We start from the raw sequence: 26,918 nt of genomic DNA, 5'->3' as shown, positions 1-26,918 counted from the left end.
TGGCCGCATTTTCAATCCTAATGTTTTTGATTGCAACTGCCTGTAGTCAGACTGGCACAGCTCCAGCTAGCAATCAAAACGGAGCAAATTCTGGAGCTCAATCTGCAACAAATGAATCTAAAGTCATTAAAGTCGGAATTGTGCAAATAATCGAACATCCAGCTTTAGATGCTGCGAGGGATGGATTTATAGCCAAAATGAAGGCAAATGGTTTTGAAGAAAATAAAACGGTGGTATATGATCTACAATCCGCACAGGGGAATATGGATACGGCGATTCAAATAGCCAAAAAATTTACTGGCGACAAGGTTGATCTCATTCTTGCTATTGGCACCCCTGCTGTACAAGCAGTAGCACAAACTACCACAGATATCCCTATTCTGTTTACCGCAGTGACCGATCCAGTAAGTGCTGGATTAGTTCAATCAATGGATAAACCAGGTGGCAATGTATCTGGCACCACAGACATGAATCCCGTAGAAGAGCAATTATCATTGATTAAAAAAGTAAAAGCCGATGCAAAAAATGTAGGTGTAATCTATAACTCTGGGGAAGTCAATTCAAAAGTGCAGGTAGATAAAGCGAAAGAGGCAGCTCAAAAGTTAGGGCTAACGATCATAGAAGCTGCTATCACAAATCCAACTGAGGTAAAGCAAGCTGCAGAGTCTATGGTAGGTAAGGTGGATTCCTTTTATGTGCCAACAGATAATATGGTAGTAGCCTCTATCTCAGCAGTTGTGAGTGTTGCGGAAGCACAAAAAATTCCTGTGGTCGCTGGAGAAGAGAATTCCGTAAAGAGTGGGGCAATTACTACTTTTGGTATTGATTATAGCCTGCTCGGTGCGCAAACAGGAGATATGGCTACTAAAATTCTTAAGGGAGAGGGTAAGGTGGGCGATATGCCAGTGGAATCCCAAAAGGAAATGAAGCTGGTCATTAATAAAAAGGCAGCCGAAAAAATGGGCATATCATTACCGCAGGATCTCATAGACAAAGCTGTACAAACCTTTGATCAATAAGCAATTGACAGAGGGAGTTAAAGAGGGGGAAACAATGAACATTGCAATCGTTGGAGCAATTGAACAAGGACTACTCTTCGCAGTCATGGTACTGGGCGTTTTTTTAACCTTTAGAATTCTGAATTTTCCTGATTTAACGGTGGATGGTAGTTTTGCCATGGGAGGAGCTATTGCAGCTACCCTTATTGTAGACGGAATGAATCCATTTTTAGCAACCGCACTTGCCATGGCAGGTGGCGCGATTGCTGGTGTATTTACTGGGGTTCTGACGACAAAGGGAAAAATAAATGGCCTTCTGGCAGGTATTTTAACCATGATTGCATTATATTCAATCAATCTACGGATCATGGGGAAAAAATCAAATATACCACTGTTGCGAGAGGAAACACTCTATACGAAAGCCCAGGCAGTCTCCATATTTGACTTTCAAATCTATGGTGTCTCAGTAGCGAGTTCTATTGTATTTCTCATCATGGTGTTGATTGTAAAGCTAATGTTGGACTGGTTTTTGCATACAGACCTGGGACTAGATATTCGAGCGACAGGCGATAATGATCGGATGATCCGCAGCTTCGGGGCTAATACAGATACGACTACGATTATAGGTCTGGCGTTATCAAATGCGCTGGTAGCTGCTTCTGGAGCTTTAGTAGCGCAATATCAGGGCTTTGCTGATGTAGGGATGGGAATTGGAATGATCGTCATCGGACTTGCTTCCGTCATTATCGGGGAGGTGCTGTTTGGGACAAAAAGTATAATGCGACTTACGCTCGCAGTCATTCTTGGTTCCATCGTGTATCGACTGGTGATTGCGTTTGCTCTGCGGCAGGGTTTCCTTGCGTCCGATATGAAGCTGATCACGGCAATCATTGTAATCATTGCCCTAATTTTACCGAACATCATGAAGGGTGTTTGGAAAATAGGCAGAACGGTGAAAGGAGGGTAATGATCGTGTTAGAAATAACCAATGTAACCAAGGTGTTTAATCAAAATACCGTAAATGAAAAGATTGCCCTTAGCAACATACATCTAAAACTTGAACATGGGGATTTTGTGACAGTGATTGGTAGCAATGGTGCAGGAAAGTCTACTTTGATGAATACGATATCTGGTGGCATTCTACCTGATACAGGAAGTATTTTTATTGATCAGCAGAATGTAACGAAACAGGGGGAGCATAAGCGAGCCGCTTTGATTGGACGAGTATTTCAAGACCCAATGGCAGGTACAGCTCCACAGATGACAATTGAGGAGAACTTGGCTATCGCTTATTCTCGTGGCCGTCACCGTACGCTTTCACTGGGTGTAACCAATAAAAAAAGAACGTTTTTTCAAGAGAAGCTGAAAATATTAGACCAAGGATTAGAAAATCGTTTGAAAACCAAGGTTGGCTTTCTATCTGGTGGACAACGTCAGGCGTTGAGCTTGCTGATGGCTACGTTTATCAATCCTAAATTATTACTGCTGGACGAACACACAGCTGCTTTGGACCCAAAACGGGCTCAGTTAATTGTTGATTTGACCAAAAAAATAGTGGAAGAAAACAAATTGACTACGCTTATGGTTACTCATAACATGGAACAGGCCCTGCATATGGGAAATCGATTATTCATGATGCATGAAGGGAGGATTATTTTGGACCTTCCCCAAGAGACGAAAGCACAAATGACAACAAAGGACTTACTACAGGCGTTTGAGGAGGCAAGAGGCGGAGAAGCTTTCTCAGAAGATCGATACATTTTAGCATAAGCCGCCTTCCATATTTTTAAATATTCATAATATTCAACTGAGAAAAAAGCGAAAGAGGGACAAGACATGAAAGTAAATAAAAAATCACTTGCAATCGTATCTTCAATTTTATTGGCTGGAGCAGCTTTGTCAGGGTGTGCTGGCGGGAATAATGCGACATCAGGCACTTCACAGCAGAAGGGGAGTGAGGGAGGAAGTGGCGCAGCAGGTGGAGACAAGATTGTGATTGCGTTAGTTGGTCCGCTCTCAGGTTCAGCTTCAGATTATGGTGACTCCGCCAAAGCAGGTGCCGAATATGCACTAAAATTAAAGCAGAAGGAACTACAAGACTTAGGCCTTAACGTTGAATTAAAACCTTTAGATGACCAAGCAGAACCTAAACAAGGTGTTGTTAACGCCCAAATGGCGATTAACGACAACGACGTAGTAGCGGTTGTAGGTCACGTGACTACGGGTTCATCCTTGTCTGCTGTAACAGCTTATGAAAAAGCTGGTTTGGTCATGGTATCGCCTTCTACAACAGGGCCGGAATTTACTGAGGGAGGTAAAAAAGTAGCACATCGTATTTGTGCACGCGACGACGAACAAGGAAGAAAAGCGGCTATTTATGCAAAAAATACCTTGAATGTAAAAAATGCAATGGTCATTCATGATAAACAAGCGTACGGCCAAGGCTTAGCCAATGAAGTAAAGAAGCAATTTGAGAAGGATGGTGTTAGCGTTCTAGGTTTTGAAGGCTTGACTGCTGGTGAGAAGGACTATAGTGCAGTGGTGAACCAAGTGTTAGCGAAGAAGCCAGAAATGGTCTATTTTGGCGGTTATTATGCAGAGGCAGGAATTTTAATTAAGCAGTTGCGGGAAAAAGGATTTACCGGTGTGTTTATGGGTGCTGATGGTCTTGATTCTGCTGAAATGTTTACAATTGCGGGACCTGCAGCAGAGGGTGTCGTGTTTACCTCCACTGTTGGTGACGTAAGAGCAACAGAAGAAGGGAAGAAATGGATACAGGAATTTGAAGGCTCAACAGGCAAAAAGCTGGGGATATTTACCTCGTTTGGCTACGATGCCATGGCTGTAGCTATCAATGGCATTGAGGAGGCGGCTAAAGCGAATGGAAACAAAAAGCCAACTCGTGCTCAAGTATTCGAAGCCATTCACAAAACACAAGATTTTAAAGGACAGTTTGTACATGTTTCTTTCGATGATAAAGGTGACAATAAGAATGCGCAGGTGTTTATTTATACCTATGCAGGCGGTTCAAAGAAATTTGAAGGTGAAGCAAAATAATCTATTGACATGGATAAGGACCCAGGTGTAATATCTGTTGTAAGAAAAAACGTTACAAAATTTAAAATACTCTCTTATCAAGAGTTGGCTGAGGGACTGGCCCGATGACGCCCGGCAACCTAATGTCTGTTTAACAAGACATCAAGGTGCTACCTCCTGCAGGGAAACCTGAGAGATAAGAGGCGTAGTGGGTTTCCATATACACAAGCCTCTTTTCTTAGGAAAAGGGGCTTTTTTATATCGAGTAGTACTCAGCTATGACTGAACCAATGAGTATTGTACATTTTTTCACAAAAAGAGATAAATGAAAAAGGGGAGAAACATGATGAAAGGTCTAATTAACAAAGGTTCCGTCTATTTATTCGCAATATTCTTTCTAATAGGAAGTGTGCTAAGCGGTTGTGGTGTAACCTCTACATCAAAAGCCGATAACGTGTCAGCATCAAGTAGTGAAACTGCTGGGGATCAACCTACGACAGATAAGAAAAAACGAATTGCGCTGGTGGTGCAATTTAATATTGGTTCGTTTTCATCTCAATATATTGCAGGCGTGAAGGAAGAGGTAGAGAAGCTGGGGGGAGAACTGACAGTTTTAAGCGGGGATAATGACCTTGCTAAAATGGCTTCACATGTGGACGCGGCTGTTACCCAACAATTTGATGGCATTTTGCTGGATCATGGACGTGCAGATAGCTTAGCACCAGGTGTTCAAAAGGCCTTGGCTCAAAAGACTCCAATTGTAGCTTTTGATACAGGATTAGATATTCCGGGAGTAACAGTAGTAGAGCAAGATGATATCAAATTGGCTGAACAAACACTAAACAAAATGGCACAAGACACAGGTGGCAAAGGAAATATTGTGAAGATATGGGTAGCTGGTTTTACTCCAATGGAACGTCGTCAAATCGCTTATAAGGCATTTATGGACAAAAATTCAGGCTTTAACGAAATTGCTGCATTCGGATCAGCTTCTGCTAACACGGCTCTTGATACGCAAGCGCAAATGGAAGCGATTCTGAAGCAGTATCCAAACAAAGGAGATATCACAGCAGTTTGGACTGCTTGGGATGAATTTGCTAAAGGTGCGACACGCGCGATACAGCAGGCTGGACGCAATGAAATTAAGGTATACGGCATAGATATGAGCGATGAGGATTTGCAAATGCTACAAGACCAAAATTCACCATGGATTGCCACGGCAGCCGTAGACCCTTCTGATATTGGACGGGTACAGGCACGATACTTATTTAAGAAGCTGAAGGGAGAGCAGGTACCAGATAAGGTAAGCTTAAATCCTGTGCTAATCACACGTGAACAATTGCCTAAGGAGCCTGTGAAAATGGCAGATTTGAACAAGTACGTGAAGGAATGGGGCACCAGCACACAGGGTCAATAGGAAAGGCAGCGGTGAATGGGGTTTGGCATAGAGGTTGCCAGACCCCTTGTAAAATCCGCCCATAAAAGGGGAGAGGCACGTTGACAGCATTAGAGATGAAGGGGATCAAAAAAGCATTTCGCTCTGTCCCAGCTTTACGCGGCGTGGATTTTACTGTGAGACCTGGTGAAGTTCATGCTTTGCTTGGGGCAAATGGGGCGGGCAAGAGTACATTGATGAAAATCATGACAGGTGCTTATGCATTAGATGCTGGCCAAATTTTCATAGATGGAAAAGAAGTTAATCTGACCGAGCCGAAGGACGCTAAGGCACATGGTATCCAATGTGTATATCAGGAAGTGGATACAGCACTTATTGGATACGGAAGCGTAGCAGAGAATATTCTGCTGGAGGGCTTTGTAGAGAGGGGACGCTCTCCTTTTATTAACTGGCGAAGCTTGGAGGAAACAGCAGCCCAAGCACTCAAGCGGCTAGGACTCGATATACCTGTGCAAAAAAAGGTCGAGGAACTAACTTTATCCGAAAAGCAGTTGGTGCTTTTAGCTAAGGCGATTGCTCAAAAGGCTAAGATTATTATTTTAGATGAACCAACTGCTCCTTTAAGTCAAGCAGAAACGGTGCAGTTGTTCCAGATCATCAAACAATTGCGTGAACAGGGGATTGGAATCGTATTTATCTCTCATAGAATGCCAGAGGTCTTTGAGATTAGTGATCGAATTACGGTTTTACGAGACGGCGGGCTAGTCTTGTGCAAGCAGGCAAAAGAGACCAATCCGCATGAGGTTATTACCAGTATGCTAGGAAAGGCATTGTCTCAGGAATATCCCAAAGAGCAGGTCAAAATAGGAGAGCGGTTGCTTACGTGTAAAAATGTAGTGGCTGGATCACAAGTACGCAACCTTTCCTTTACGGTTCATGAAGGTGAAATTGTAGGGATTGCGGGTCTTGTGGGGGCAGGAAAGTCGGAATTAGCTCGGGTTCTATTTGGAGCTGACCCACTGACCTCAGGAGAAGTGTACAAAAGAGGGAAAAAGCTGAAATGTACATCGCCAAAAGTAGCTGTTGATGAGGGGATTGCCTTGATTCCCGAGGAGCGTAGGCGAGAAGGCATCATGACAGAAGAATCCGTAGCTGTTAATTTAACAATGACTACCCTTCATAACTATAGTCGATTCGGTTTCTTGCGCTCGCTGTTAGTAAATGAAGCTGTAAAAGGGCTGATTCAAGCATTACAGATCAAAGTAGCTAACCCGCAGTTGCCTATTGGCTCATTAAGTGGAGGAAATCAACAAAAAGTAGTGATTGGGAAATGGCTGGCGACGGAAGCCGATATCTTTATTCTCGATGAGCCGACGAAGGGTGTTGACGTAGGAGCGAAATCAGAAATCTATAGAATCATCGGCAATTTAGCTAAAAATGGAAAAGGGATTGTGTATCTTTCTTGTGAGTTCGAGGAGCTTGTAGGGATTGCAGATCGCATTTTGGTCATGTACGACGGGTCCTTCGTTAAAGAACTAAGCCGATCACAAGCAACAGTGGAAACCATCATGTATTACGCGAGCGGAGGACAGTAGTATGGCACAAGGAACAGCTAAAGATAAGCTTTTACATCTTCTATTTCGATATGGAACATTAGGTTTTATTGCGATTATCATCGTGTTGTTTAGCATTGTAAATGAGTATTTTTTCACGTTTAACAATATTACTGGTATTTTACAGTCCATTTCTATCGTCACGCTTGTTGCTATTGGAGTTACGTTTACTCTTATTGTCAATGGCTTTGACATGTCAGTAGGCTCTATTGTCTCACTAGCTTCTGTCGTGTCAGCCTCTATCATGGTCTGGTTTGAACAAAGCGTGTGGTTAGCCGTTTTGGTACCGATAGTTATAGGAGGTTTGATTGGATTATGTAATGCTTTTCTGGTAGTAAAAGTGAGGATTCCTGATTTGCTGGCTACCTTAGCGGCTCTCTACATTGTGAAAGGAATTCATCTGGTATATACAAAGGGGTATTCCATTACTTCTAACATGGTTATGCCAGATCAGACAACAGCTCCAGGAGTTATATCTCCAACCTTTTTGAAAATTGGCCAAGGAACGATAGCCAACATTCCCATCTCAGTGATTATCATGCTAGTAGCTGTTGTCTTGGTGTATATTTTTCTGCATTATACGCGTTTTGGCCGCTTACTCTATGCAGTTGGTGGCAATCAGGAAGCGGCTCGTCTATCAGGAATTCCAGTTGATCGCTATCGGGTGTTAGCTTATTTGTTATCAGGACTCTTTTGTGGCTTGGCAGGAGTTCTAATGACGGCACGTATCGGGACTGGGCAGGTAGATGGAGGTGCCCCTTTGTTAATGGATGCGGTTGCGGCAGCATTTGTTGGCTATTCTGTGTTAGGAGCTGGCAAACCAAATGTCGGGGGGACCTTTGTAGGTGCTGTACTGATCGGTGTACTCCTGAACGCTTTGACCATGCTGAATTTGCCTTACTATGCACATGATATTGTAAAGGGCACTGTACTTATTTTTGCATTAGCAGCAACGTACTATCAGATGAGACGTCGTTTTAGGTAAGGTTTGAATGGGCGAACCCAGATAATTTTGGTATACTACGTTTATTATTTTAACGCCTAATTTACTGAAGTATTCCATAATTCCAATAACTGGAGGTTCCTCATGAATATTACTGACATAGAAATCAGACGTCAATTTGTGCCGCTGATTAAACCTTTTAAAACAGCCTTGAGAACGGTAATTACTTCAGAATCGATTATTGTAAAGGTGTCGACCGATACTGGATGTCATGGATTTGGAGAAGCCCCAGCAACTGTGGTGATCACTGGTGATAGTCTTGATAGCATTGAGGGGGCTATCCTGCATGTCATCCGGCCACAATTAGTCGGAAAATCTTTGTCTAATTATGAAGATATTTTTCAAACGCTCCATAGCTGTATGGTAGGCAATTATAGTGCAAAAGCAGCAGTCGATATGGCTATATATGATTTAGTAGCACAAAAAGCCAAAATGCCGTTGTATCAGTTTTTAGGAGGATTCCGAAACAGTATGGAGACGGATTATACGGTTAGTGTGAACTCCCCTCAAGAGATGGGAGAGGACGCCGTTTCCTATTTGCAGGCTGGATTTCATACGCTAAAAATTAAGGTAGGCAAAGATGACATTGAACAGGATATCCTTCGTATTCAGGAAATTCGCAACCGTGTAGGCAATCAGGTCAAAATTAGACTGGATGCTAATCAGGGCTGGGGGGTCAAGGAAGCGATTCGCTCGATACGCAAGATGGAAGAGATGGGATTGGCTATAGAATTGGTGGAACAGCCAGTTAAAGCACATGATATTGAAGGTCTAAAGCTGGTAACAGATCATGTGGATACACCGATCATGGCTGATGAAAGTGTATTTAGTCCCAAGGACGCGCATGCTGTATTAACCACACGGGCTGCTGATCTTATCAATATTAAATTAATGAAAGCAGGCGGAATCTATAAAGCTCAACAAATTAATCAATTGGCAGAGTTATGTGGCGTAGAATGTATGGTGGGGAGCATGATTGAGACTCGTTTGGGTATCACGGCAGCCGCTCATTTTGCCGCAAGTAAGAAAAATATTACTCGCTTTGACTTCGATGCTCCATTAATGCTACAGCATGATACGGTGAAAGGTGGGGTCGTGTATGAGGGGCGTTGCCTGAAGCTAACAGATGCTTCCGGACTAGGTATAACTGATGTGCTGGAGGTAGAACACATATGATTACATATGAACAGCAGTATGTTGTTAGTGTAAATGTAGCAACCCTTTGGACGTCTCCAGAATCACCACGCGAGTTAGATCTGCCTGCCTTACAAAATCCGGCACAGCTCTCTGAGTGGTTGCGTGTTCTTGGCTATCACGAACGGCTGGAGCTTTGTGAGGCAAACAAGACACAGACGCAGGTTTTGTTTGGAACGATTGTTCATGTAGAGGAAGAGGCTGGGGATTGGGTAAAAGTCCTTGTCAGTGACCAGCCTACTCTAAAAAATAAGAAGGGTTATCCAGGCTGGATGCCTCGTGCCCAATTGGCTCTGGTGAATTGGCCCGTTTCCACACCGGAAGAGCTAATTGCCGTCGTACAAGTCAATAAGGCGTGCTTGTATGTTGAAAAGGAAGGGCCCGTTACCGGGGAAGCTAAGCTTCCTTCTAAAGCAATTGAGCTTGAATTGAGCTACCTAACTGAATTGCCTGTCGTTGAACAAGAAGAGATGTGGGTTCGGGTACAGACCCCCATCGGGGAGCGGTGGCTACAAAAGGCAGATGTGTCTATCCGTACACGTGGAGAGAAGAGCGATGTTTCAGGGGAGCTGATTGTGCACGCAGGTAGGCAGTTTCTTGGACTGCCCTATCTGTGGGCTGGGACTTCTTCGTTTGGCTATGATTGTTCAGGGTTTGCCTATTCCATGCATAAAGCATTTGGCAAAATAATTCCTCGTGATGCATCCAATCAAGCTACATTTGGGCAAGAGATACCGTTGGATAAGGTACAACCAGGAGACTTATTGTTTTTTGCTTATGAACAAGGGAAGGGTGCTGTTCATCACGTAGCCATCTCGCTGGGAGGTACACGGATGCTTCACGCTCCTAAGACAGGACGTTGTGTAGAAGAGCTAGAAATTACCGGACATCCTGAATACGAGCCGGAACTATGTATTGCTCGGCGCTACTGGCATTTAACAAGCCCTGTTTTGATTCATGACGATAAATAAAAAGAATAGACAGTCCGCGTTATGCCGCCAGATAGTGGTATTTACGTGGCTGTCTTTTTGCTGTGTGGCTATAATCTAGAAGCTTTCCCAATATATCGGACGATTTGATTGCTTATAAAAAAAGAGCAGAGCAAAAAACTGCTCTTCAGAAAGCAGTCGTTTAGGGGAATGGCTCGTGGGATCAGAAAATGATCCAATTGTACATTCCTGACGAGTATCCATAATCGCTTCAAAAAGAAATCCTACTCCCCAAAAAGAAGATCGTGAAGCGTAGATGGTGTATGCTTTACGAGCTTCTTTTTTGACCCAACAAAAAGAAACCGCCTCCAATGGCTACAATAATAATACAAATTAGGAGTGTGAACATGTTGGAACCTCCCTTTAAAAGTAAAAATCTCGAAAGAAAACAAGTGAATTTTTTGTGTCTTTCTTAAGAATAACACAATTTTAACACATTTTTGTAACAATGTGTTCATTAGTTTGCCCTAAAAGATGAAAATCTCTTCTTTAAGAAAATCTACATTTGTAAAATGGATACTTAGAAAAGTGTTTGCCGACTAAAAGAAGCTCATTCCTCTCATAAAGAAACAAAAACTTGGAACAAGAAGAGAAGACTCTCCATGTTTCCAAGTTTTTTATATACAAAAAGGTATTCATATCGCTTATAAGTGGATGAATTATTATAAAAGCCAGTTTATTTTTCGCTTGAATAGCTTCTTAACAAAGCAGACGATTACTTGCTTGTAAACGACAAATCTGTTATTCCATGACAAGTGCTCGTTCTCGTAAGCTTTGTTTTAGCACCTTTCCTAAGCTATTCTTCGGTAGAGCATCAGTGAATCTAATTTGAGGGATCTTATAAAGAGCGAGTCTTTGTTTACAATATTCGATAACGTTTTCCTCCGAAAGGATACTTCCGACTTCCATCACGATATAGGCGCGTGGGATTTCACCTAACATTTCATCAGGAGCAGCGACTACTGCTGCTTCTAGAACCTGTGGTATTTGCATGATGACATCTTCTACCTGATCGGGATAGACATTTCTTCCACCAGATACAATAACATCCTTATATCTACCCATAATATATAAAAAACCATCCTCATCAAATTTACCGCTATCACCAGTATGTAGCCAGCCTTCTCTCAGCACCTGATTAGTGGCTTCAGGATTATTCCAATAGCCTTTAAATACATAAGGGCTTTTCACTACAATCTCCCCAACTTCTCCAATAGGCAACTCCTCGCCTGTTTGGGGATGAATAATTTTACATACAACTTTTGGCAGGAGCTTTCCGGCAGATTCGGTTTTTTCCAGCCCCATTTCAGGAGTATAGAAGCTAACTCCGATAGCTTCCGTGCATCCATAAGTGACTGACATCGTAATTTCTAATTCGTGATAGTGCTTAATTAAGGTAGAAGGAACCTTTGTGCCTCCTGTGCTGACAGTTTTTAGTGATGTTGTTTTTCTTTGGCTTTTTTTAAATTCTTGTAGCATATAGGTAAAAATATAAGGGAAAGCAATCATCATCGTAATGTTTTCTTGATCAATCATCTCCCAAATTTTTACGGGATCGTAATCATGCAAAAAGACCAGCGTATTTCCAGCAACGATACTATATAGCATGTTATTAATCGAACTTAGATGGTAGAGATGATGGACGGCAAGAAAACGTTCATTTTGATAAGCATGGGGATAAGAAAGCATTTCATTAAATGATTCAGAGAAAGTGCGATGGATGAGCTCGCAAGCTTTTGGATTGCCAGTGGTTCCTGAAGTAAAGCAGTAAAATGCTGTATCGTTTTCATTTACGGTTACAGAAGGGGGCGAAGAAGGATAGTTGCCACTAAAGATTTCTTCAAAAGCTGTTGAGGTATCCATTCCTATGCCTACTAATATCGAAGTGGGGAGTAGATCCTTTTTTGGAAGTGCGTTTGCAAATTCTTGGTCATAGAAAAGTATTTTCGGATTAGATGTATTGAGGATGCCTTCTAATTCATAAGAGGAGTAGGTAAGATTTAAGGGGACAACGATTGCTCCTATGCATAATGCTGCCATCATGATGGTCGGAAAAGGGTGATTGTTTTTACACATGATGGCTACCCGATCACCTTTTTGTATACCGTTTTCCAATAAATAATGTGCCAATTGATTGACTCTTTCGTTATACATTTGAAATGAATAGCGAGTGGACCCACCAACAAGAGCTTCCAAATCAGGTGTTTTTTCAGCACGAATTTTTAACATTGTGTGTAAGGTATTCATCAGATAACCTCATTTCCAAGTTATTTTTTTGTCGTAATGTAAGAACAGTTTTGAAATAGATTACTTTTGTTTACGTATCAAATTGTATTTAAAATGTTTGTCTATTATGTATAATTTTACCTTATACGAACGGACTTGTACAGATTATGTCGCTGCTTTTTGGACTGAAAATACTTTATAAATAAATGATTTTTGAGCTTGTTTTCGTATTTCGTGTTCAACAATTCCCGATTGTTTTTGTTTTCATTGTGTAAAGTTCCATTTCACTGGTGAGTCATGCTGAGATTTGCATTTATTGTACCTTATGCTTTAGTTATAAAGTAACTACGTATGGAAAAGGCCTCAACAAAGGTTTACATAACTAAGATATTTGTAATGAAAGATTATCAGCGTTTGGATCGCTGTGAACTATTTTCATAGATTTGCTATCCGAATATTGTGCTTCTTTTGCTCTTTTTACATGGTTCCCTCTATAATAGAGGCGGAGGTGTGAGTAGCATGTTAATTTCAGCGACAACCAAACTCTACTATCAAAATCCTTATTGGCGGGAATGTACAGCCACCGTCTTACACCAAGTCACCGATGAATTTCAGAAAAACTGGGTTGCGTTTGATCAAACCATCTTTTATCCAACAGGTGGGGGTCAGCCACACGATACAGGATACATAGGGCAGCATAAGGTACTAGATGTAGAAGAAAGAGAGGGCGTGGTCTGGCATCAAATAGAAAGCCCACTCAATTCAGACCAAAAACAGATTCAGATGAGCATTGATTGGGATCGACGCTTCGATCATATGCAGCAGCATGCAGGACAACATATTTTATCCGCAGCCTTTGCTGAGGAGTATCGCGCCTCTACCATCGGCTTTCATTTAGGACAAGAAACCTGTACCATTGATTTGAATATAAAAGAATTAACCGAAGAGATGGCAAAAAAAGTGGAAGCCTATGCAAATCAGATCGTGTTTGAGAATCGTGATATCGTCGCGCGTTTTGTCCATGAGGAAGAGCTGGAGCAATATCCGTTACGTAAAAAACCTACTGTTGAAGAAGATATTCGTTTAGTGATTATTCCTGACTTTGACTACAATCCTTGTGGAGGGACGCATCCTAATCGCACTGGTGAAGTAGGTCCAATCCTTATTTTACAGTGGGAAAAGCATAAGGGGCATATTCGCTTAGAGTTTACAGTAGGAAAACGAACAGTAGAGCGATTGCATGATAAGCATGCCCTGTTAAGACAGGTTAGCCGTCTTCTACAAACAAATGAAGCTGGGTTGCAGGAGGCCCTCTTACGATTACATACGGAGCAAAAAGAACTAGCTGACGAGCTGTTGCAAGTAAAAGAAGCGTTGTTCTCCCATGAGAAGGACATGCTGATTCGTCAAGCAGAACAACTAGCTGACAGAATGTTGATTACGCAAAGGTATGAAGAGCGGCCCTTATCTGAGCTACAAAAAATAGCACAGCTTATAACTGGGCAGGAAGCGAATGCAATTGTTCTTTTGATCACAGGTGGTACGAAACAGCAATTTGTCTGTGCTTGTGGAAAAGAGGCAAATGTTGAGATGAACACGTGGGTAAAGCGTATTCTACCACGAATCGAAGGAAAGGGTGGGGGGAATGCATTGATTGCCCAAGGTGGTGCAGCTTCTACTTATAACCCAGACCAAATTCATACCTATGCACGAGAAGAATTACAGGTTTTGCTAGAAAAATAGGTTATTGAACGCTTTCATAAAAAGCTATACAATAGAAAGTAGTTTTCGATGAAGAAGGTGTAAATTTATGTCAGAAGAACAAGCTCCAAAAAAAATTAGTCTAGCTGAAGCGATGAAACAACGACTAGCTCAGAAAAAACAACAGGCAAGTGACAAGGATTTTCAAAAAGGAAATCAATCAACTAAAGTACTAAAGACGCAAAACAACAAGAAGCCTAACAATCAACGTAGAAGAACAGGCGGCTCATAGGAATTCTAACAATTAAAGCTTGGCATGAGCGAATGGAGAAACGCGGAATGTTTCTTGTTCGCTCTTTTACTTTTGAAGGTAAAGCGTATGGCAATCGTGGATTTCATTTGTATACAGTAGCACCATGTTTTTCTTCGATAAGCAGGTATTGCCGAACCGTTTTGCCATTTAACTATTGTTGAATGTTGTCTAATAAGGTAATATTACAATAATGTAAATGGCATATGGATTAGTTATCAATGACATAAAACAATATAAAGACAGGGGTCTAGTGATTATGAGTCTTTTTCTCTCTGTTCTAGGAACAGTTTTTATGGATGTGAAAGGATTTCCGTTTCAAGCATATGAGGCCAAAAACCGGAATCTAGGGAATGTCCAATTTGTTCATGGCGGAGTAGGACGTAACATTGCTGAAAATCTTGGGAGAGCGGGCTGTCCAACCGCTTTTGTATCGGTACTAGAGACGACCGGTATGGGGCCAGACGTTGAGAATCGTTTGAAAGCAGCAAATGTAAGTACGGATTATTCTCATTATACCAAGCACGGTGGAATGGGAATGTGGATGGTTATTTTGGATGAGACTGGAGAATTACAAGGCTCTATCTCTCAAATGCCAGATTTAAAACAGATGGAACAATTGATCAAGGATAGAGGAGAAGAGATTGTTCAAGCCTCCTCACATATTATTACGGAGTTGGACTTAAATCACGAGATCATTTCTCATATCACGAGCTTAGCCAAAAAGCATAACAAACCAATCTATGGTTTGCCAGCTAATATGGAAATCGTGCTTGAGCATCCAGAGCTACTACATGAGTTTGATTGTTTTGTTTGTAATAATTATGAAGCGGACAAAATTTTTGGTATTGATTTTACCAATATGGAAATTGCGGGTCAATTAGCAGTACTTACTGACTACATGAAGCATTCTGGATTACAGCAAATGGTTATTACATTGGGTGAGAAAGGCTCTGTATTCTATGACAAGAAGACGGGAGCTAAAGGGCATCAGCCTGTATTCCCTGTGAATCTAGTTGATTGCAGCGGTGCTGGGGATGCTTACTTCTCTGGTATTGTCATGGGGCTATCCACTGGTTTAACTCTTCAAGAGGCGGTTATATGCGGTACCAGAGTAGCAGGATGGACAATTGAGTCAACAGAAAGCATCTGCCCTGACTTAATGGAGAAAATTGAACAAAATCAAGAGATGCATGACTTGCTTTTTCGGCATAAATTAGTAGGTCAGGCGTAGGAATAAGGAACTAACCCTTGTGGTTAGTTCTTTTTTTATAGCATCATTTTTTCATAGCTCGTCACCAGGTAAGAGCATTATTTACGATATAATCCATTTGTCGTATTTCCTTCCTAACCATTAGGCATACTGATTAGCAAAAAGGCAATGCCGTGGACAGCGTTAGGAGGCAGGTAAAAGCAATGATTGGTTATCAAGTAAGCTGGGAGGATGGGGGTCAAATTAAAAAGATACTTGATGATTTCTCCATTCCTTATCGTGTAAAAAACCAGGTAGATCAGCTCATTTTTTTATTTCCTCAGTTACCTTTTGGAAAAGATGTGTTTATTCGTGAAGTATTTTCGCTATATGCTAGTACGCTTTCTTCCCAAAATGAGCGTGGCTAGCTTTATATTTAATGTTAGCAGGGTTGGGCTTCAGCATAGTGTTGCTGGTTCCCCAACCCTTTTTATATAGGAGTAACATAATCGTAAAAAAGCAGCGGAAAAATTTAATGTAGAAAAAATCCAAAAAAATGAATGAAATTTATCTTTTAAAAGTTTAGTAATACTAAAAAATAGAAACTTATTTTTGATTATATATACGCATTACATATGGATTTGAGCATTTTTAAAATATTTTTTTTCAAATTAAGTGAAACTATTTGGCATGTCTTGAGTCTAAACATAGAAGGGAAAGTTATCCAAAAAAAACACAAAGGGTAGCAAATGCTTGCCTGATAAAGACCTTTTAAAGGGACGGGCCTTGTATAGGAACTGAAAGGAGCTACAACATGAAAAAAACAAGTTCGATCCTGTCATTGGTGGTGCTCATGTCAACGGCCATCACACCGAGTGCTTTGGCAAGCCAGCTAAAAGCCCCTGTGCTTGTGGCTAGTAACAAAGATGCATACCGATCCATGGATCAAATGAATCAAGGAACGTATCTCACCGAGAAAATTTTGGTGAAGGATACGACAAAGAAAACAATTGAATTGGAACGGTCGGGGTTGCTTACGTTAGCAAACGAGGCACAAGTTTATCAATTATCTGGCGATTCGCTTGTTCCAAAATCTTTGGCAGATGTGCGTGTCGGTGCGGAAAATGTCAGAGTTTATGTAAATGGACAAAATCAAGTCAATATGTTGGTCCTAGAGGGAGAAACACGTGCCGATCGGATGCGCATAGGATTGTACAATACAGGCTTTGGTTCACTTGATCACACTACGTTCCAAGCAAAGTCAGCGGAGGGCTTGTACCTTATTGATAAAAGAACGAATCAGCAGTTTGAGGTTGCACCTAATCAAGTTGTAAACATTACGAATCAAGGAAACAGTTTAACTGTTAGCGTTAATAATCAAACGCTCGTTTCTATGTCGGAACGTCTTTATGTAGTACCTGCTGATAATAAAGATGGATTGACTGAGGTGCTAAGTCTCAAGCGAGCACAAGGAACACCTAAATATCGAGGTGTGCTGGAAGTTAAACCATCTGTGTCCTTCGGTAAGCTATCTATCATCAATGAATTGTCGCTTGAGCAATATTTGCTTCAAGTCGTACCAAGCGAGATGCCAGCATCCTTCGGGGATGAAGCATTAAAAGCACAGGCAATCGCAGCCCGTACATATGCACTAAACGACTACTACAGTAATCGTTATGCGGCAAAAGGCTTTCATGTAGATGATAGTACGATGAGCCAGGTTTACAACAATACTCTAGAAAATGCGAAAGTGACGAGAGCAGTAGAGGCAACAGCAGGTCTCATCATGAAGTATCGGGATGAGCTAGTTGATGCACGCTACTTTTCATCATCTGCTGGAGTGGTGGCAGGTCGTCATGAAATTTGGCCTGATCCGATTACACAACAATTTCCAGGAAGCGGTGTACCATATTTGATTCCACAGAGCTTTGTTATGGAATCTCAAAAGAAACAAGGCTTTTTGCCAGTAGCCATTTCAAGTGAGGAAGATATGCTTTCGTTTGTCAAAGATTTATCAATCGTGAGCGTAGATTCCCAATCTCCATTTTTCCGCTGGAAGGTTGAGTTATCGAAAGGGGAGCTACAAAATACGATTAATAAAAATCTAGCTGCTCGTGCTGCCGCTGATCCAAATGGAGTATTTATCAGTCATGGCGATGGGAATTTCGTGAAGGGAGCCATTCCTTCTAGCGGTGTAGGTGACCTATATAATCTTTATGTGAGCAAACGTGGTGAGAATGGAAACATTCAGGAGCTTATTTTGGAAGGAAGTAATGGTACCTTTAAGGTAGTGAAGGATTACAATGTACGTTATTTACTCCGTCCTTCTAAGACCTATACCGGTGGTGGAGATGTCATTCTTCATCGAACCGCGGGTGATTCCTCTCATTATGACGCTAAACTAGCAATGAAGAACTACAGCCTGTTACCATCCGGCTTTGTTGCCTTTGAAGTAAGTCGTAATGAGCAAGGCAATCTTCAAAATGTCATCATTTATGGCGGCGGAAATGGTCATGGCGTGGGGATGAGTCAATATGGTGCCTCGACACTTGATAAGCTGGGGCTGCCTGTGGAGCAAATTCTCCAAACCTTCTACCCTAACCACCAATTGGTAAATTTATATCAATCTTAGAATGTTAAACTTTGTTGAACTCTTATGTAAAATGATTCCTAACCATACAAAGATGGCCGTTTGGTCATCTTTTGTTATAGTCTTGATTGCTTGAAATATTAGATTCTCTTTAGTAATTTCCGGCGCAGACAAACATATTTCTTTATAGGATAGGTGCTACTTTAGCAGGTTTATGGTAAGATATTTTGGTCGGAAATGCCTCATACTAGGTAGACCGGCCGATAATAGATTAAAAGAGAGGCTTACAAAAAATGAATTGGAAACAATATTCTCTGATAACGTCTCTGTTACTCCTATCTAAATTTTTTTGGTTTAGAATTTTTATCTACGATGACCGTAACCCTTTTCACTTGCTTTGGGCTGAAACAAGCTCTGTTTTGCTAATTGTCGTAATCTTTACCTTGCTTTTTTATAAGCGAAAAACACTGATGTATACGATTGCTAACTTTTTACTGTCTAGCTTTATGCTTGCGATCGTTGTGTATTATTCCTACTATGGAAAAATCATGACCTACCAAGCATTTATGCAAATCGGACAGGTAAAAGACGTTTCTTCTAGTGTTTTTACATTAATTAAACCACAGTATTTTGTGCTTTATCTGGATCTAGTTATTTTCTTACTCTGGTATCGCTCCGTGAAAAAGAAAAAACAAGATGCGGTTCAAGCACAGGTGGACATGACTTTGGTCAAGCGTTTAATTTTGACAGCTTGTTCTGTGGTGGTTCTGTTCTCTTTTGAGGGTGTAAAAGCAGAGCGAACAGCCGGCATTCAAAACGAAACAAAAAAAGCCCAGCAACAAGGCTTAATTACCTTTCAAGTGAATAGCTTCTTGAAAGATCAGAAGGTTCCAGTGTGGAATGAGGAATATATAGCACGTATTAAGGAACTAAAGGCTGAACGTGAAAAACAGCAGCCTAAGCAATTATTTGGAGCGGCAAAAGGCAAAAACGTGATGGTTATTCAGATGGAGGCCTTCCAAAACTTTTTGCTTCATAAAAAAATAAACGGTGTTGAAATCACGCCAAATCTTAATGCTTTGATTAAGGAAAGCTATTATTTCCCACACTTTTTCCAACAGGTGGGGCAAGGAAACACTTCGGATGCTGAATTTATTAGCAACACCTCAATTTATCCAGTAGGAACTTCACCGATGTCTGTTTCTTTTGGAGAAAGAGAGATTCCAAGCTTGCCTCGTATGTTAAAGGAACAAGGCTATGCGAGTATGACCTTTCACGTAAATAAGGTAGATTTTTGGAATCGAGATGTAATGTATCCAGGACTGGGCTTTGATAAATATTATGATACCGATTTCTTTGGATATGACGATATTGTTGGACTAGGACCATCTGACGAAATTTTATTCAATAAAACCTTAGGGGTATTGGAGGAGTATCAAAAGCAGAACCGACCGTTCTATTCTCAGATCATTACCTTGTCGGGACATCACCCTTTTGTTATTCCGCAAGAGAAGAATACACTAGCACTACCACCAGCTTGGGAAGGGACAAATGTAGGTAATTACATGCAGGCCCAGCATTACGTAGATAAGCAGCTAGGAGATTTATTTGCGAAAATGAAGCAAAATGGACTCTGGGATAATACAGTTATTGTTCTGTATGGTGATCACTATGGCATTACACAAGATGATCAGGGTAAAGATGGGAAACCGATTATTGAGAGCCTGACAGGACATGTTTACGATAAAGTGGATGCGTTCACGGTTCCACTAATTGTTAAGGTTCCAGGCAATGAAACTGGCAAGACGATGGAAAATATGGGTGGTCAAGTCGATATTATGCCAACTATCGCCAATTTAGTTGGGCTTGATCTTTCAAACACGACATATTTTGGTCAAGACTTGCTCAATACGACCCATAATGTACTGGGCGAACGCTTCTATATGCCAAGCGGTTCCTTTATTAATGATGACATCTTGTTTATTCCTGGTCAGAGTCTGGAAGACGGTTCTGCTACGAATATCAAGACACATGAAGCTGTTGTGGATCTGGAACCGTACAGAAAAATGTATGAAGAGACTCTAGAGCTTCTGTCTATATCTGATGCTTATGTGAATCAATTACCAATGAGAGATTAATCAAGGATTAGCACTCTGAAGGGCCGTTTTTAAAACGGCTCTTTTTGCTATATATGCGGAACAAATAAGGACAGGCTTGCTTTTTTTCGTGTATAATAATGGATATTACACAGATGAAAAGAGGGTTATAATGCGCATTCAATTTCATGGACACTCTTGTGTACAATTAACTCATGGTCAGCATTCCATCATTATTGATCCATTCTTGACAGGAAACCCTATAACAACAAGTAAGCCAGAAGATATAAAAGTAGACTACATTTTGTTAACGCATGGACATGGTGATCATATTGGTGATGCGGTACAGATTGCGAAACAAAATGATGCTACGATTTATTGTATGGTAGAACTGGCCCAATACCTGAACTGGAAAGGTGCTAAAACGGTGGGTTTTAACATTGGAGGAAAAGTTCAGCTACCATTCGGCTATGTAAAAATGACGCAAGCATTTCACAGTACAGGCATTGTATTTAATGATGAACAACAGATTATTTATACAGGAATGCCTGCTGGACTGATCATCCAAATGGGAGGTAAAACCCTTTACCATGCAGGAGATACAGGGCTTTTTGGCGATATGAAACTAATTGGTGAGCTACATCAACCAGATCTTGCCTTCTTGCCAATAGGTGACCATTTTACAATGGGACCAGAAGATGCTTTACTGGCCGCGGAATGGACTAGAGCGAAAACAGTCGTGCCAATTCACTTTGATACGTTCCCGCCAATTAAACAGGATGGACATGCTTTTGTTAAGGAGTTAGCCAAAAAAGGCATACAGGGCAAAGTAATGCAGCCGGGAGAAAGCTGGGAGATATAATGAATGACCAACAGATAGAAAGTGTTGTTAACCAACTATCCACCCGTCAGCGTGGCATTTTAGGCCAGGAGGAATCACGTAGAACTGCCGTACTTGTTCCATTGATCCGTGATGAACATGGAGAGTGGTCTGTTTTATTTGAGAAGCGTGCTTCCACGTTAAGAAGTCAGGCAGGTGAAATTTGTTTTCCAGGTGGACATATAGAGCAAAGCGATCACAATGAATGGGAAGCAGCTAGACGAGAAACATCAGAAGAATTGGGGCTTGATCCTGATAAGATCATGTATGCAGGAGATTTAGATATTTTAGTCTTGTCCTCAAGCTTACTAATTTATCCTTATGTTGGGTTTATACATAGGAAAATCTCTGAACTAGCTCCTAACCCAGATGAAGTGGAAGAAGTTTTTACGGTTTCGTTACGAACGCTTTTGGACACGATACCTGATCGCTTTGACATTGATCTACGCTTTGAGCCAGGGGAGGATTTCCCGTATCATCTCATTGCCAATGGGCGAGATTATAAGTGGAGACATGGAAAGCTCCCTGAATATTTTTATGAAGCAGATGGCCGGATTATCTGGGGATTAACTGCACGGATTCTACTGCATTTTTTACAATTTTTTCGCAGGTAATCTGCGCAATAAGGACAAATGAAACAGAGCGGAAAACCAAGGAAGACATGGTATAAGGGGACAGTGTCCTATAATACCATGTCTACTTTGGTTTGTTATGTCAGAAAAGTAAGAAAAATAATTATAAGATGAATCAGTAGCGTAAGAAATGGCTTGTATGTTATCAATTTATGGTTCTAGTTTTCCCTTTTTTTGCTTATTTAAGGGTAAGGGTACCTCTCTTTTGGATGGTCGTCGTTTTTTTCTGCACATGCATGGCAGCGCTTGGCTTTGTTTACTCTATAAAGAAGAAGGAGGAAAGCAATGAAGGGAAAAAACAGTCTTACGCTACGCTGTGTGCTTACAGTGGTGCTTCTCATGCAGTTGGTATTCACACCTGTCACCGCATTGGCAAGCAAAATGGAAGCAAGCATGGTTGGCCGTCAGATAGATTCGTTGCTTGAAAAGCTTTCGCATGAGGATGTAAGCAAAGGGATGTATGCAGGAATCTCTGTATACAATCTGAATAAGGAAGCCTTCCTATATCAGCATGAGGCAGATAAGAATTTTATTCCAGCATCTAATATGAAACTGTTTATTGCGGCTGCTGCTTTGGAGGAATTAGGTGCTGATTATCAGTTTAAAACCGAAATATATACTGACGGAAAAATAGAACAAAACGGTGTACTTCAAGGAGATGTAATCATAAAAGGCTATGGTGATCCAACTTTACAAACAACAGATTTTCACCAAATAGCGTCTGAATTGAAACAAAAAGGGATCACAGGGATTCAAGGTAAGGTGTATGTGGATGAAAGCTATTTCGATGATATACGTCTGGGGCCAGCTTGGATGTGGGATGACGAGGTGTATGCGTATAGCGCACAAATCAGTGGATTATCCTTACATAAAAATAGCATGGAACTAGTGATTACGCCTGCAAAAGAGGTCGGTAAACCAGCTACTGTTAGCATAACACCCATAAATGAGTACGTAAAGGTTATTTCGTCTGTCACAACGACCGATAGCAGGGAGACCCAGATCACTGTTGAACGGACGATTGGACATAATCAACTAATCATGAAGGGCAGTATTGGTAGAGATGCCATTCCTTATAAAGAAAACGTTACCATGGAAGACCCTGCACTGTATGTCGGTGAAATGTTTCAGTCTATCCTACAGTCAGAAGGGATCTTATTGGTTGACAAGAAATCGGTTCAAAAAAAGAGCTTAGTCAAAGGAACACCACTAGTGACTCATTACTCTCGGCCTCTATCAGAAATCATACTGGAATTGAATAAAGATAGTGATAATTTTTATGCAGAGATGCTAACCAAGACATTGGGAGCTATAAAAAAAGGGAAAGGTAGCTGGCATACCGGTACAGAGGCGATTGCTGAGGTGCTACGGGGAGCTAAATTTCCTGGAGCATATGTGCAGGTGGATGGATCAGGATTGTCGCGTCTTAATTTGATCACACCCAATCAAATGATTGCTCTCCTTCGCTATGTGCAAAAGAAGGAGTATCGAGAAGCATTTGAAGCGAGTTTACCTATTGCAGGTATCGATGGTACATTAAAAAGCCGTATGAGAGAGACCAAAGCAGCTCATACCCTAATAGCTAAAACAGGCTCAATGGGCGGAGTAAACAGCTTATCGGGGTATGTTACAGCTGCGAATGGCGATAAGCTAGCTTTCTCCATCATGATTAATGGAATTTATAAATCAAAGGTTGCAACTCAGCTGCAAGATTCGATTGGGACTGTGCTAGCCCAATATCCTATACTACCGGAACTCCCTGCTGAAGTATCAACGAATGCGACATATGAGCTAAGCGCCTTACTTGACCCGCTGTGGGAAGATCCGGCCCTAGCCAATGTGCATGGCAGTATGATCGTTAGTTCCTTAGACCGAACAGGGTCAAAAGCCACATTGTATGAGCATCAGGCGGATCGTTTGTTAACACCAGGAACAATTAGTAAGGAGCTTACAAGTATTGGGGCTCTTTTGACCTTGGGAGAGAATTATTCTTTTAAGACAGAAGTATTCCTGTCAAAACCTGCGAATGCAAATGGTGTGGTAGAGGGAGATATCATTGTCAAAGGATACGGTGATCCAACCCTACGTGCAGATCATCAAAATGATGAGGAGCAAGGGCCTACATTAGAACAATTAGTTGGTTTTTTACTAGATAAAGGAATTACACAGGTCAATGGCAATATTCTGGTTGATCAGAGCTATTTTGACCATCAGTTAGTAGGTATGGGCTGGCCGTGGGATACGGAGAAGCAACTTGCAAAAATCAGCGCTCTTACAAGTGAAGCTGGAAAAGTAAAGCTTACCTATAAGCCTGGATTAAAAATTGGCGATCCAGTAATCTTTGATATGTGGCCAAAAACCAATTACGTTGTCATCTATCAAAAGGCGTCCACTGTCGGTAAAGGAGCACAGCAAACCTTTCAGTTGAAAAAAGAACGATCTAAAAATATTTTTCATTTTCTTGGAGAATTGCCAATGAGTACCAAAGAGCGGAAGGAGCTTGTTTCGGTAGAGGAACCGGCTCTTTATTCAGGAGTATTATTTCTACAGAAAATGAAGGATGCTGGTATCAAGATATCGCCTACTAGTGAAGTGCTTTTGGGACAAGTGACACGAGAGGCAATTAAGTTAGGTGAAGTGCGATCCATGGTACTGCAAGATATCCTGACCCTGCAAAATAAAAATGATGATCACCTGATTGCAGAAATGGTCAATAAAACGATAGGGGCAAGCAAAGCTGGCAAGGGAACGACTGAGGCAGGGATAGCAGCTACACAGGAGATTCTAAAAGCCTGGGGGGTAAATACTAGCTACGACATTCTTGATGCTTCAGGAGTGACTCGCTATAATTTACTTTCAGCTCGGCAACTAAACGATGCATTACTTACATTAGCTGGACAAAAGGAATATCCATTATATTATAACTCCCTACCCATCGCTGGTGTGGATGGGACACTGAAAAACAGGTTAAAACGCACAGATGCTCAAGGTAATCTGCGGGCATTGAGTAGCCAATCACAGGGTGTGTCTAGCATAAGCGGCTATATTACTACGAAAAAGAATGAACGTCTAGCTGTAACGATTATTCTCAATGGACATATCCGTTCTCCAGAAAAAATGAGCAAATGGGAGGATAAAGTCTTTGAATTACTAGCTTCTTATCAAGAATAACGAAAGGGCTTCTAAAGAAATTCTACTATCGAGGTCGAATTTTTTTAGAAGCTGAAAAGGGCAACGAAGAGTAGCCAAGCTCAGCAATAGAGCTTGGCTTTTCGGCACATGTAAAGTGTTTTTTTCCATTCATTCTTCACAAATGAAGCCACTTCTTTTGTATTCATTTTCTTATACAGGCTTTTTCGCAGAAAACGTTCAAACATGTGGGGAAATGAAAGGTCAATATAAAGAAGCCCTAATTCATGAGACTGTAGTGGATTTTGCTGTTGATACGCCTGTAAAAAGGACTCAAAGCGTGAGGGACAAAAGGTTTTATGCTTGCGCATGATCATAAAGTGCATACGGGAAATATCCTTGGAAACAAAATCGTGTCGGATATCTTCCCAGTCGATGAGATAAGGAGTGCTTTTCTGAAACATGGTGTTTCGAGGATGATAATCGCCATGACATAGATAATGCTGTTCATCTGGGTACGATTTCCATTCGTGATAAAAAGAGTTAGCAAGTAACTTTTGATAGGCCCATTCGGCACGTGAGCTAAACCGTTTACAATAACGTATAATCCACTTGATTTTAGGAGAATCAGAACGTAGATGCTTCTTATACCACTGATCGATACGTCTTTTATCCGCTTGATACTCATTTTCCCAGTCTAAGGCCCCCATGGCTCTACAGTCAGCCGGGGGAGAAAATCCTAAGGAACGGTGATGAAACCGACCGATAAGTTTACCCAGCTTTAAAATGTTTCCCAAGGAGGAAACAGTGGGACTTTTTCCTTTAATCCACTCCTGTAAAATGTATCGTTTGTTTTCGAATGTGAAATATGGCCGTCCGTTTACTGTTAGATATTCACGGGGGATCAAAATTTTTTTTTCATGCAGATGCTGTTGAGCTGCACGGATGTAACGCATACGGCTCTCTTGCTCTTCCTTTCCTTTCAGAAGATAGATGCCTTGGTCGGTTATGATTTTACTTACATGCACAGTTGAAATTCTACTTAAATTTTTACTTGAACGTACTGTCAAGCCAAAATGCTTTTTAACCTGATTGGCAAGTAGCTTGTTCATGAGAATGCTCACATCCTCTATGTCATTATCTTTTCAGTCTATGACACATTTGAAAAGTTGTGTACCTGTACCTACATGAATCTGCATAACCAAGCCTCAAAAATTAGGGTGTCAGATACTAGAAGCCGGGGTGTGCTTGTCTAAAGGAAAACAGGCTATTTTCTTGGTTTGACAACGGTATGTCCTCATCATACAATGATGCATATAAATGCAAAGCGGCCCACATTTACATGAAGAGCCGACTTCGGGAAGGAGATGTGGCTGATGAATCGTGCACTAGTTGTTATTGATTATACGGTTGACTTTGTGGCGGACGAGGGAGCATTAACATGCGGAGCACCTGGACAAGCTATTGAGAATCGCATACGTTCGTTAATAGAAGAATTTCTGCAAAACGGGGATGAGATTATCATGGCTGTTGATCTTCATGAGGAGAATGATCCTGACCATCCGGAGACAAAATTATATCCTCCTCATAATATTCGTGGAACACATGGCCGCGATCTTTATGGAGAGATTCAAACGATTTACGAACAAAATAAAGAACATATTTTCTGGATGGATAAAACAAGATACAGTTCTTTTGCAGGAACCGACTTGGATATTCGCCTGCGGGCAAAAGGCATTACGGAAGTGCATTTGACTGGTGTATGCACGGATATTTGCGTACTTCATACGGCAGTTGATGCCTATAACCGTGGATATCAAGTGGTCATTCATGAGGATGCCGTGCAAAGCTTTTCGGCTACAGGGCACCAATGGGCCTTGCAACACTTCAAGAATGCGATGGGTGCTACCGTCGTGTCAAAATAAAGGAGCTG

At 41.3% G+C, this 26,918-nt stretch carries 21 protein-coding genes and 1 riboswitch; of the genes, 19 read left to right on the top strand and 2 right to left on the bottom strand.

Annotated features, from left to right (window positions below):
* Positions 1–20 precede the first annotated feature (20 nt).
* The 9 genes from O0550_RS05905 to O0550_RS05865 all read left to right on the top strand — a co-directional run bounded on the left by O0550_RS05905 (position 21) and on the right by O0550_RS05865 (position 10,211).
* Positions 21–1,019, top strand: coding sequence for an ABC transporter substrate-binding protein (locus O0550_RS05905; RefSeq protein ID WP_276564934.1), 999 nt, complete (start codon positions 21–23; stop codon positions 1,017–1,019).
* 34 nt (positions 1,020–1,053) lie between these two features.
* Complete coding sequence (locus tag O0550_RS05900; RefSeq protein ID WP_003336074.1) at positions 1,054–1,965, top strand: ABC transporter permease; 912 nt, start codon at positions 1,054–1,056, stop codon at positions 1,963–1,965.
* 5 nt (positions 1,966–1,970) lie between these two features.
* A complete protein-coding gene (locus O0550_RS05895; protein WP_258425810.1) occupies positions 1,971–2,768 on the top strand; it encodes an ABC transporter ATP-binding protein in 798 nt (265 codons plus the stop codon).
* 66 nt (positions 2,769–2,834) lie between these two features.
* Entirely contained in the window at positions 2,835–4,055 is a 1,221-nt protein-coding gene (locus O0550_RS05890; RefSeq protein ID WP_258425809.1) for a branched-chain amino acid ABC transporter substrate-binding protein, read from the top strand.
* Between the two features lie 71 nt (positions 4,056–4,126).
* Positions 4,127–4,237, top strand: a riboswitch (SAM riboswitch).
* 140 nt (positions 4,238–4,377) lie between these two features.
* Complete coding sequence (locus O0550_RS05885; RefSeq protein WP_003340424.1) at positions 4,378–5,451, top strand: sugar ABC transporter substrate-binding protein; 1,074 nt, start codon at positions 4,378–4,380, stop codon at positions 5,449–5,451.
* An 80-nt stretch (positions 5,452–5,531) separates the two neighbouring features.
* Positions 5,532–7,025, top strand: coding sequence for a sugar ABC transporter ATP-binding protein (locus tag O0550_RS05880; protein ID WP_258425808.1), 1,494 nt, complete (start codon positions 5,532–5,534; stop codon positions 7,023–7,025).
* A gap of 1 nt (position 7,026) precedes the next feature.
* Positions 7,027–8,028, top strand: a complete 1,002-nt coding sequence (locus tag O0550_RS05875; protein WP_258425807.1) for an ABC transporter permease — start codon at positions 7,027–7,029, stop codon at positions 8,026–8,028.
* A gap of 102 nt (positions 8,029–8,130) precedes the next feature.
* Positions 8,131–9,222, top strand: a complete 1,092-nt coding sequence (locus tag O0550_RS05870; protein ID WP_258425806.1) for a dipeptide epimerase — start codon at positions 8,131–8,133, stop codon at positions 9,220–9,222.
* Complete coding sequence (locus tag O0550_RS05865) at positions 9,219–10,211, top strand: C40 family peptidase (RefSeq protein WP_258425805.1); 993 nt, start codon at positions 9,219–9,221, stop codon at positions 10,209–10,211. Before O0550_RS05870 ends, O0550_RS05865 begins: the two co-directional genes overlap by 4 nt.
* Positions 10,212–10,970: 759 nt before the next feature.
* Here the strand turns inward: O0550_RS05865 and O0550_RS05860 are convergent.
* Positions 10,971–12,476: a class I adenylate-forming enzyme family protein gene (locus O0550_RS05860; protein WP_258425804.1), complete on the bottom strand. Its 1,506-nt coding sequence runs from the start codon at positions 12,474–12,476 to the stop codon at positions 10,971–10,973.
* Between the two features lie 498 nt (positions 12,477–12,974).
* On the opposite strand from O0550_RS05860, the gene O0550_RS05855 reads away from it, so the two are divergent.
* From O0550_RS05855 to dacB, 9 genes are all read left to right on the top strand, one after another.
* Positions 12,975–14,198: an alanyl-tRNA editing protein gene (locus O0550_RS05855; protein ID WP_258425803.1), complete on the top strand. Its 1,224-nt coding sequence runs from the start codon at positions 12,975–12,977 to the stop codon at positions 14,196–14,198.
* Between the two features lie 67 nt (positions 14,199–14,265).
* Positions 14,266–14,448 (top strand): hypothetical protein, encoded by a 183-nt coding sequence (locus O0550_RS05850; RefSeq protein WP_163245081.1) that lies wholly within the window; start codon positions 14,266–14,268, stop codon positions 14,446–14,448.
* A 277-nt stretch (positions 14,449–14,725) separates the two neighbouring features.
* Positions 14,726–15,700 carry a PfkB family carbohydrate kinase gene (locus O0550_RS05845; protein WP_003336088.1) on the top strand — a complete coding sequence of 325 codons (975 nt, stop codon included), beginning with the start codon at positions 14,726–14,728 and terminating at the stop codon, positions 15,698–15,700.
* Between the two features lie 182 nt (positions 15,701–15,882).
* The gene (locus O0550_RS05840; RefSeq protein ID WP_003340408.1) at positions 15,883–16,086 is read left to right on the top strand and encodes a hypothetical protein; all 204 of its coding nucleotides are present in this window, start codon (positions 15,883–15,885) and stop codon (positions 16,084–16,086) included.
* A gap of 386 nt (positions 16,087–16,472) precedes the next feature.
* Positions 16,473–18,290, top strand: coding sequence for a SpoIID/LytB domain-containing protein (locus O0550_RS05835; protein ID WP_258425802.1), 1,818 nt, complete (start codon positions 16,473–16,475; stop codon positions 18,288–18,290).
* A gap of 251 nt (positions 18,291–18,541) precedes the next feature.
* The gene (locus tag O0550_RS05830; RefSeq protein ID WP_101668449.1) at positions 18,542–20,386 is read left to right on the top strand and encodes an LTA synthase family protein; all 1,845 of its coding nucleotides are present in this window, start codon (positions 18,542–18,544) and stop codon (positions 20,384–20,386) included.
* A gap of 130 nt (positions 20,387–20,516) precedes the next feature.
* On the top strand, positions 20,517–21,206 hold the full coding sequence (locus O0550_RS05825; protein ID WP_022586826.1) for a metal-dependent hydrolase: 690 nt from the start codon (positions 20,517–20,519) through the stop codon (positions 21,204–21,206).
* A complete protein-coding gene (locus O0550_RS05820; protein ID WP_022586827.1) occupies positions 21,206–21,838 on the top strand; it encodes an NUDIX hydrolase in 633 nt (210 codons plus the stop codon). Before O0550_RS05825 ends, O0550_RS05820 begins: the two co-directional genes overlap by 1 nt.
* Before the next feature lie 303 nt (positions 21,839–22,141).
* Positions 22,142–25,027: a D-alanyl-D-alanine carboxypeptidase/D-alanyl-D-alanine endopeptidase gene (gene dacB / locus O0550_RS05815; protein ID WP_258425801.1), complete on the top strand. Its 2,886-nt coding sequence runs from the start codon at positions 22,142–22,144 to the stop codon at positions 25,025–25,027.
* A gap of 80 nt (positions 25,028–25,107) precedes the next feature.
* Here dacB and O0550_RS05810 read toward each other — a convergent pair whose 3' ends face one another.
* On the bottom strand, positions 25,108–26,097 hold the full coding sequence (locus tag O0550_RS05810) for a phosphotransferase (RefSeq protein WP_258425800.1): 990 nt from the start codon (positions 26,095–26,097) through the stop codon (positions 25,108–25,110).
* Between the two features lie 264 nt (positions 26,098–26,361).
* Here O0550_RS05810 and O0550_RS05805 point away from each other — a divergent pair, with 264 nt between their 5' ends.
* Positions 26,362–26,910 carry a cysteine hydrolase family protein gene (locus tag O0550_RS05805; RefSeq protein WP_022586831.1) on the top strand — a complete coding sequence of 183 codons (549 nt, stop codon included), beginning with the start codon at positions 26,362–26,364 and terminating at the stop codon, positions 26,908–26,910.
* Positions 26,911–26,918: the final 8 nt, after the last annotated feature.

This window comes from Brevibacillus halotolerans, assembly GCF_026891775.1.
GTDB lineage: Bacteria > Bacillota > Bacilli > Brevibacillales > Brevibacillaceae > Brevibacillus_B > Brevibacillus_B halotolerans.
This window is presented reverse-complemented; position numbering and strand designations above follow the sequence as displayed.